This window comes from Paenibacillus luteus, assembly GCF_006542765.1.
GTDB classification, from domain to species: Bacteria; Bacillota; Bacilli; order Paenibacillales; family Paenibacillaceae; genus Pristimantibacillus; species Pristimantibacillus luteus.
Window position 1 is genome coordinate 1 of sequence record NZ_SKCD01000059.1, and the last position, 7,368, is coordinate 7,368.

The window sequence follows — 7,368 nt, forward strand, 5'->3', positions numbered from 1 at the left end:
TCTCCCCATGAGTATCGTCGAGCTGCGTAATGAAATAATCCCCCAGTTCTCTGTACTTGAACTGAGGGATAGGCCTAACCGTTTTTTTTGTTTTTTTCACTGTCTACTTGACAGGGAGCACTTCACTTCATATGGTTAGTGGGCTGTTTTGTTATTTCGATGCTCTCACCGCTACGGCCAGTGTCCGCCAGCACTATAAGCGAGGGCGTATCTTGTCGACCAATCATAATGACGCTGCAGTCGATCACTCCCAGCCGCGAGCTATAAGCATACAGGCAACCAACTTGGCTGCATGATCTAACGTTTTAGTATTTTTTCCGCTCTCTCAAATTTCAATTCCAATTGAAGTCTGCACTTCGTCCGATAGGCGGATTCATTGTACTTGCTGAGTAATTAGGCGTGGATAGCGTAAGGCAGCCTTCGGTAGTGAATATTTTTTCCGAAAATCTTGCCTTCCAGGTCAGTACTGTCAAATTACTTTACAACCACTCTTGAATCGATACGAGTGGCTTAAGCCTAGTGATTTTCCAACCTTGCTCCTCTATCTTTAATTTGTCGAAACCCTTGGGCATTTGTGGAAATATGTAGTAAAATATTATGTATACTAACAATAAAGGGGTTTGAGAAGGTATGAAGAAATTAGTGGGTGCATTAATTCTATCAGTTATTTTGGTGTTAAGTGGTTGCAGCGAGGCGAAGTTAGTAACAACAGATGAAGTGATCAAGATATTTAAGGATGCTGGCTTAGAAGCTGAGAACCCAGTCGTACTGACGGCAGAAGACCTCAACGTACTACCTTTTACCGCAACTAACGTTGTCCGTTCATCAGTACCTTCACTTGGTGAAGCGGAAGGCTTACGTATTTTTATCTTCGACGATAATAAAAGCCTGGATGCAGCTAAATCTTATTTCGATAAAATGGCTAAAACATCAACCATGTTCTCTTCCTGGACAGCTACAAAAGGAAACGTGCTTATCCAGCTAAGCGGTGGCGTGAAAGAAGAAGATTTCAATAAATATAAAGCCGCGCTCAAAAATTTATAATAGTTTACAAGAACCTAGTGGCAGCCTGAGACACGAAAATAAGTCTTAGACTGTCGCTGCCAACGATTGTCTTCACCACGCTTTATTCTCAGAAAGAAAACTTTCTCAAAGGATGGTAGTTATGAAAAAAATGATATTAATTACTGAGCTTATCTCATCCTTTTTACGGCTCATATTAACTATTTTGAGAGTATTCCGCCAATAGTTAATTTAAGCATTCGTCTTTTCCATAAATACTAGACTAACCTGCTCATTGATAACCTTCGTATTAAATATTCGATAGCCCAGCTTTTCGTACAAGCGGATATTCTTCAAACTATTGCTGCCTGTAAATAACTCATATCTTTGGGCAAAACAAGCTTTTTCAATTTCCTGCATCAAAAGCTTGCCAACCCCCAAGCCTTGATATTCTGGATGAACCATCAGTTTGCCAATAAAGCTGCTTTCGTTCTCATTATAGCACCTAACCGAACCAATAATACTCTTCCCCTTCGAGGCCTTAAGCACAGTGTGGTTGTTGAACTGCCGTTTTAGTTCTTCCACTGTCTGTATAAGCGGTTCAATGGAAAAATCATTATACAGCTCCGCTTCACTTCGATAGGCCCGCTTCTGTAACGCTAAAATTTCATATGCATCCTGAACCGTCGCCATATCAATGACTACCTTCATTTGAATCCCCCTTAATCGATAAAATAACACACATCCTAATTCTCTTTTTGTTAGATATGTACCTTTGATATACAACAAAAACTTCGTATCCATTATATTTTTCTAATCTTATGTCATTTGATATTTCAAAACAAACGGAAGCGGGTAATAGTTATATGAGGATTTTATGTCTGTGATAGGGGCGAATGTGATGAGATGATGAACTCACGATCGTAAAAAAAGAAGAGCATGCTCTTCTTTCTTCAAGGTGCCCTTAGATAGGTCAATTAAGTTCTAGGCGATCGGTGTTCCATTGGGTACAGCCGTATCCGGTTGCAGCAATACCACATCGCCCTCTGCCGGCACGCCTCCAATAACAAGCACCTCCGATTTAAAGCCAGCAATGCGTCTGGGTGGGAAATTAACAACCGCTGCCACTTGCCGACCAACCAGTGCCTCGGGCTCATAACGGCGAGTGATTTGTGCTGATGATCGTTTAAGGCCGAGCGAGCCAAAATCAATTACAAGCTTTATCGCTGGGATTCGGGCCTCAGGAAAAAGCTCCGCTGTCAAAATCGTACCAATTCGAATATCCAGCTTTGTGAAATCTTCTAATTCTGCCATTCTTTTTTCCTCCAAAATTTTTTCTTAAACTCCAAAAAACACATAACCAAGCGTCATATATAAAAATAAAAATAGGATTAAAACAAGATGCCCTGTAATGGCAATCCCTCGTAGTTTAGCGGCCTCCCTCCCCTGCTTGCCAAACCACGCCGCTATAATGCCAAAAGGAGTCACCGTAATAATCAGACCAAACCACAATCCCTGCAGCGGATGGCCAGCCTCAAATGGGAACGCAAAGCTGTAAACCAAAACCACCGCTATCATAATGAAAGCGGCAAAGGACAGGTTCACTAACCTTTTTCTAATCATATAGATTCACCTACGTTACGTTTCTTTTTCTTGCAAGCCATCTATAAACTTCACGCCTATACTATTCGTGCTGCCTGTAACAAACAATGCATCATCAATATTTCCTTTAAAACTAATGTGATAGACTCGCTTTGACCTTCGCGGCATCACCACGATGGTCTACAGCTATCAAAAACAACGATAACAGCAAAAACAACAAATAAATCATACGTTATCCTTGTCTTTTCGATCTACGGCCATTTCATAAATTTTAGCGGCTTCGCCATTAAACATGTATCCCGTCGTTAAAAAGGCCCATCCTTTTTTTTCATAATAACCGTCTATATCTGTGCAAAGATAAAGCTTTTCCATACCTAGCTTTTCGGTCTCACGTGCGGCGTGGTCCAGTAATTGAGCGCCTAAGTTGTTGCCCCTAAACCGAAGATCTATATAAAGGCATGCGAGCCACGGAAACAAATCTTGCCTGCTGATCAAATCGTTTCTTAATAACGCATATGTTCCGATAATGGTACCGTTATGGACAGCAATGTAAAAACGCGGCAAATCATGAGATGGATGACAAGCATTCATAATACAATCCTGATAAAATTTAAAGTTCCCCTGATTTCCCCACTGTTTCCAGAAAACCATGATCGCTTCATCCAAATCCTCCATTTTATCTCTCACATCGAAAATTTCAATCATCAAAATCACTTCCCCCATATCTGATTTTCACGAAATACATCTTATGTTTTCCAGCTAGGATAGGTGGGTTATTTAAGGCGCAACTAAAGTAATCATAACATAATCGGTTATGACATTAGGGATTTTATGTATATTTCACTTTAATCAAATGTGAACGTTTTGAAACATCTTTTTTGTATTCTACGTAAGAATAAGGAAGGAGATGATTTAAATGGTGATGTTTGCTATTCTTTTTGTCTTGCTGGCGCTTCTTAACATTTTCTTTCCGAGGTTCGGTTGGTATATGAGGTACGGTTGGATGGTAAAGGGAGATTCGGAGCCCAGCGATGCTTATATTTTGATGAGTCGGATCAGTAGTATCATCGTATTGATTGTCTTTGTATTCGTATTCGTTCCCTTTCTCTTCAACTGACTTGCCGATAATGGTTTTCTTTTTTAATTTGAAAACGCCGGACTTAATCTCCTATGATAAAGCAAGTCCAACAAATAACTGTGAACCTAAGAGTCCACAGTTATTTTTGCTGCTAATTCAACAATTTTCTGGTTTAACAAATGCTGCTCCATCTTTTGCTCCGCTTCCACCATAACCTTCTGGATTAAGCACTCAGCGGGATGGTTAAGGCTGCAATCAAACAAGGAAGCTGTTCCCTCAATCGCGTGGATAATATCCAAAAACGATATCTCCTCCTTCTTCCTCTTTACCCGATACCCGCCATTCGCTCCTGAAGCTGACTCGATCAGTCCCGCTTTTACAAGCTTTGTCAATATTTTAGACAGGTAGGTTGGTGAAACTCCCTGCTTCTCCGCAAGCTGCGCCACACCTACTGGTTTATCAGACGATGCCGCTACCAAAAAAAGCATCGTGTGAAGAGCATAATTGGTCGCCTTTGAATACTTCATCATGCACCTCTTTTGCAGATTTAATTGATCTATGATAACTGTTAAGAATAGTACAAGTCAAGCCTTCGCTACTCCCCTCTGTTATGATTCCTAGCCCCGTTTAGAAAATAGCTCGTTTGAGTCATTAAAATCCGATCGTCTTTCCTTCTATAATGATAGTTGTACGTGTACTAAAGCCTATGAAACATACTGTCGCGAAAATCTGAAATAAGAGAGGGGATTATACTATGCTTTACTGGATCATTATCGGAGGATTATTTTTTGGAGGACTTTTGTTTGTTCTGAAAATGGGGGCAAGCGTCATTAAGGAGGATGACGTTATCCAAGAACAGCATATCTTATCCTATCCCTCCGATCGCCAAGGAGACCCAACATGACTGCCCGAAACATAAGCACTAAATATGGAATAGCCGTTATATTGCTGGTACTAGCTACAGCTGCGTACTTCATTTACAACCTACAGAGCAGCAACAAGCTGCCTGTCGTCCAGCCGGCGCCTGATTTTGAACTGGAAGAGCTTGGCGGCAGCGTTTTTAAGCTAAGTGAGCAAGCGGGAAAAGTTATGCTTATGGAATTTATGTTTACGAGCTGTCCTGACATCTGTCCTGCCACGACATATAATATGGTATTGCTTCAAGACGAGCTAAAGAAACAAGGAATATTTGGGGAAAACGTTCAGTTCGCTGCCATAACCTTCGATCCGAACACCGACACGCCTGAGGTGTTTCAAGCCTATGCCGAGCGTATGGGCATCGATCAATCGGGCTGGAGTCTGCTGCGCGGGGATGAGGATTATACGATTCAAAAGGCGAAGGAATACGGCATCGCCGTTCAAAGACTTGCCGACAATCAATTTGTCCACACGGTTACCTCGCTTCTGCTGATTGATGCCAATCAGCAAGTTCGCAAGGTTTACCGAATGGGAGAAGAAATGGATAACGGATTAATCCTTAAGGATATTCGCAGCTTGCTGAAAGAGCGTTAAACTCACTCTTATGCAGTGCGCTATAGCTGATAATAGCCCCGCTCGTATGCATACCTGGCCAACTGCACCCGATTGTCCAAATGAAGCTTTTGGAGAATATTTTTCAGATGGTTTTTCACCGTATGCTCTGATATAACCAACTCGGCTGCAATATCCCGGTTCAGCATGCCCTGTGACACCAACAATAGAATCTCTTTCTCTCTAGGCGTAAGAGGCGTGTCCTCTTCCCTTGGAGGTTTGACATGCGAGAATTCGCTCAAAATCCGTTGGGCAAGCTCTTGCGACATAGGCGCCTCATCAAACGCAATCGCTCTTAAATATTCGAGCCATGCTCCGGGGTTTAAATTTTTCAGGAGATAGCCCTGTGCCCCCTTCTTTAAAGCCTCGAATAGATGCGTAATATTATCGGATACGGTAACCATCACTATTTTCACATAGGGGAATTGCGACTTGATGACCTTTGTCGCGTCTAACCCACCCATCTTTTTCATATTGATGTCCATCAAGATTAAGTCTGGCATAACCTGTCCCGTCCAATAAATGGCTTCCTCGCCGTTCGCGGCTTCTCCAACGACTTCAAATAACACATCCTCGCTAAGAATGGACCGTATTCCTTCCCTTGCATGTGGATGGTCGTCAACAATTAACACTCGTACCGTTTGCATCATTTGCCCGTCACCTGCCTCTCCTTCCATTGTCGCTTACTTATGGGGGAGAAGGCATGACTCGTTCGAGCTACTTTGTCCAAAAAATTCGGGGTAAAGCGACAACAAATTTACCTGTTAGGCTGCACTCGGCTTGCCCTCGCCAAACCACTTCATCATAACCATACCCACAATAAGACTCCATACTGGAGCCGAGATGCCAAGAAAGGTAACGTTTGACACCGCAATGACAAAAGCAGCAACTGTCGAATAACGGAACAGCTGCTCGGAGAAGGCCGATTGTATACTTTGAATAAATATGCCTACTAATGAAAAGCCAGTAACGATTACAATAAACGCCAGCGGCAAAATTTTCATAAAAGCAATGACTTTCCAGGCAAATAACCCAAACAGCATAACCAATGCACCCGACACGATAGCAGAGTAATACCGCTTGCCTTTCGGACCTGCCTCCTCACTGCTGCATAACATGCTCATCATGCCTCCGACATTGACCGCATGCCCGCCAAACCAGCCTGTAAGCGAGGTAGCTACCCCCGTTAACGTAATAACCTTCACAGCAGAAGGCTCATAGCCGTTTTTCCGAAGCGCTGCAAGGGCAACAAACAAGTCATTGCTTAGCACGAGCAGTGCCAGTGGCAGCGCCAGTGAAATAAAACCATGCCACGAAAACACCGGCCATATGGCGTGTGGCAGCGCGAATGGAATTGTCTCCGCCTCAGGAAAGTCATATCCGACCGAGAGCGCCAGCATTCCCATGACAATGACACCGAGGATCGGTGGGCACTTTTTAATCCATTTTGGAAAAAGAAGAAAACCGGCCAAAGCCATAAGTCCGATAAATGGGATGTCTTTGAGCGCCGGTACGATTTTCACAATATGATTGAATATCAGTCCTGCTAACATCGCATCAAGTAAAGGCTTCGGCAAAAAAGCCAGCAGCTTGTCCACAAGGCCCGATAAGCCAAATACAGCGATGATCACTCCCGCCATAATCGCAGCTCCTGCCAGCTCTGCCATTGAAAAATAGACGACGGACGTGCTTAGAAAAGCAACAGCCGTTATCGAATGAGCCCCGCCGAACGGTATTTTGTAATAAAGGGATAATGCGATATTGAATAGTCCTCCAAATACATATACCGTAAAAATCCAGGAAACAAGCTCTTTATTCGTGAAACCCGCTTGCGCTGCGCTGCTTACGATAAGTACAGCTCCACCCGTACATGCCAGCAATGCTGATAAAAAACCAGTTAACCATTGTTTTGCATGAATCTGCATTTCAAATTCCCTTTCTTTCTTGCTCCATGGATGTTTGGCTCCGCAATAAGCTGGACATTAGAATAATCGAATTACATCCGCCCAGTCAACCTTTTGGTTCCTACCTGTCAATCGTCTGTGAAAATGTCACCTTAACTGTGCTATGAAAATGTCACTCTTTAGTTTGGAGGCCGCCCTTACCAGGAGGCCTCTGAATAATGGTTATGTTGTGAATACATGACGTCTTGGAAC

The 7,368-nt window shown here is 42.9% G+C and carries 11 protein-coding genes; 4 read left to right on the forward strand and 7 right to left on the reverse strand.

Annotated elements, in window-relative coordinates; translation table 11 throughout:
- Positions 1–630: 630 nt before the first annotated feature.
- The gene (locus E0496_RS30140) at positions 631–1,044 is read left to right on the forward strand and encodes a stress protein (RefSeq protein WP_141505675.1); all 414 of its coding nucleotides are present in this window, start codon (positions 631–633) and stop codon (positions 1,042–1,044) included.
- A gap of 210 nt (positions 1,045–1,254) precedes the next feature.
- Here the strand turns inward: E0496_RS30140 and E0496_RS30145 are convergent, their stop codons facing one another.
- From E0496_RS30145 to E0496_RS30160, 4 genes are all read right to left on the reverse strand, one after another.
- The gene (locus E0496_RS30145) at positions 1,255–1,713 is read right to left on the reverse strand and encodes a GNAT family N-acetyltransferase (protein ID WP_141505683.1); all 459 of its coding nucleotides are present in this window, start codon (positions 1,711–1,713) and stop codon (positions 1,255–1,257) included.
- Positions 1,714–1,986: 273 nt separating this feature from the next.
- Positions 1,987–2,316, reverse strand: coding sequence for a chaperone CsaA (gene csaA, locus E0496_RS30150; protein ID WP_141505677.1), 330 nt, complete (start codon positions 2,314–2,316; stop codon positions 1,987–1,989).
- A 24-nt stretch (positions 2,317–2,340) separates the two neighbouring features.
- On the reverse strand, positions 2,341–2,625 hold the full coding sequence (locus E0496_RS30155; RefSeq protein WP_141505678.1) for a hypothetical protein: 285 nt from the start codon (positions 2,623–2,625) through the stop codon (positions 2,341–2,343).
- 204 nt (positions 2,626–2,829) lie between these two features.
- The gene (locus E0496_RS30160; RefSeq protein WP_241675041.1) at positions 2,830–3,327 is read right to left on the reverse strand and encodes a GNAT family N-acetyltransferase; all 498 of its coding nucleotides are present in this window, start codon (positions 3,325–3,327) and stop codon (positions 2,830–2,832) included.
- Between the two features lie 193 nt (positions 3,328–3,520).
- Here E0496_RS30160 and E0496_RS30165 point away from each other — a divergent pair, with 193 nt between their 5' ends.
- Entirely contained in the window at positions 3,521–3,721 is a 201-nt protein-coding gene (locus E0496_RS30165; RefSeq protein ID WP_141505679.1) for a DUF6199 family natural product biosynthesis protein, read from the forward strand.
- A gap of 86 nt (positions 3,722–3,807) precedes the next feature.
- On the opposite strand, the gene E0496_RS30170 is transcribed toward E0496_RS30165, so the two are convergent.
- Entirely contained in the window at positions 3,808–4,209 is a 402-nt protein-coding gene (locus tag E0496_RS30170) for an Rrf2 family transcriptional regulator (protein WP_141505685.1), read from the reverse strand.
- 227 nt (positions 4,210–4,436) lie between these two features.
- Between E0496_RS30170 and E0496_RS35750 the strand changes: the two genes are divergently transcribed.
- The gene (locus E0496_RS35750; RefSeq protein WP_161601639.1) at positions 4,437–4,586 is read left to right on the forward strand and encodes a hypothetical protein; all 150 of its coding nucleotides are present in this window, start codon (positions 4,437–4,439) and stop codon (positions 4,584–4,586) included.
- Positions 4,583–5,194 carry an SCO family protein gene (locus E0496_RS30175; protein ID WP_141505680.1) on the forward strand — a complete coding sequence of 204 codons (612 nt, stop codon included), beginning with the start codon at positions 4,583–4,585 and terminating at the stop codon, positions 5,192–5,194. The genes E0496_RS35750 and E0496_RS30175 overlap by 4 nt, the downstream gene beginning before the upstream one ends.
- 20 nt (positions 5,195–5,214) lie before the next feature.
- Here the strand turns inward: E0496_RS30175 and E0496_RS30180 are convergent, their stop codons facing one another.
- Both E0496_RS30180 and E0496_RS30185 read right to left on the reverse strand, forming a co-directional pair.
- Positions 5,215–5,859, reverse strand: a complete 645-nt coding sequence (locus tag E0496_RS30180; protein ID WP_141505687.1) for a response regulator — start codon at positions 5,857–5,859, stop codon at positions 5,215–5,217.
- A 117-nt stretch (positions 5,860–5,976) separates the two neighbouring features.
- Positions 5,977–7,137 carry a benzoate/H(+) symporter BenE family transporter gene (locus E0496_RS30185; protein WP_141505682.1) on the reverse strand — a complete coding sequence of 387 codons (1,161 nt, stop codon included), beginning with the start codon at positions 7,135–7,137 and terminating at the stop codon, positions 5,977–5,979.
- Positions 7,138–7,368 lie beyond the last annotated feature (231 nt).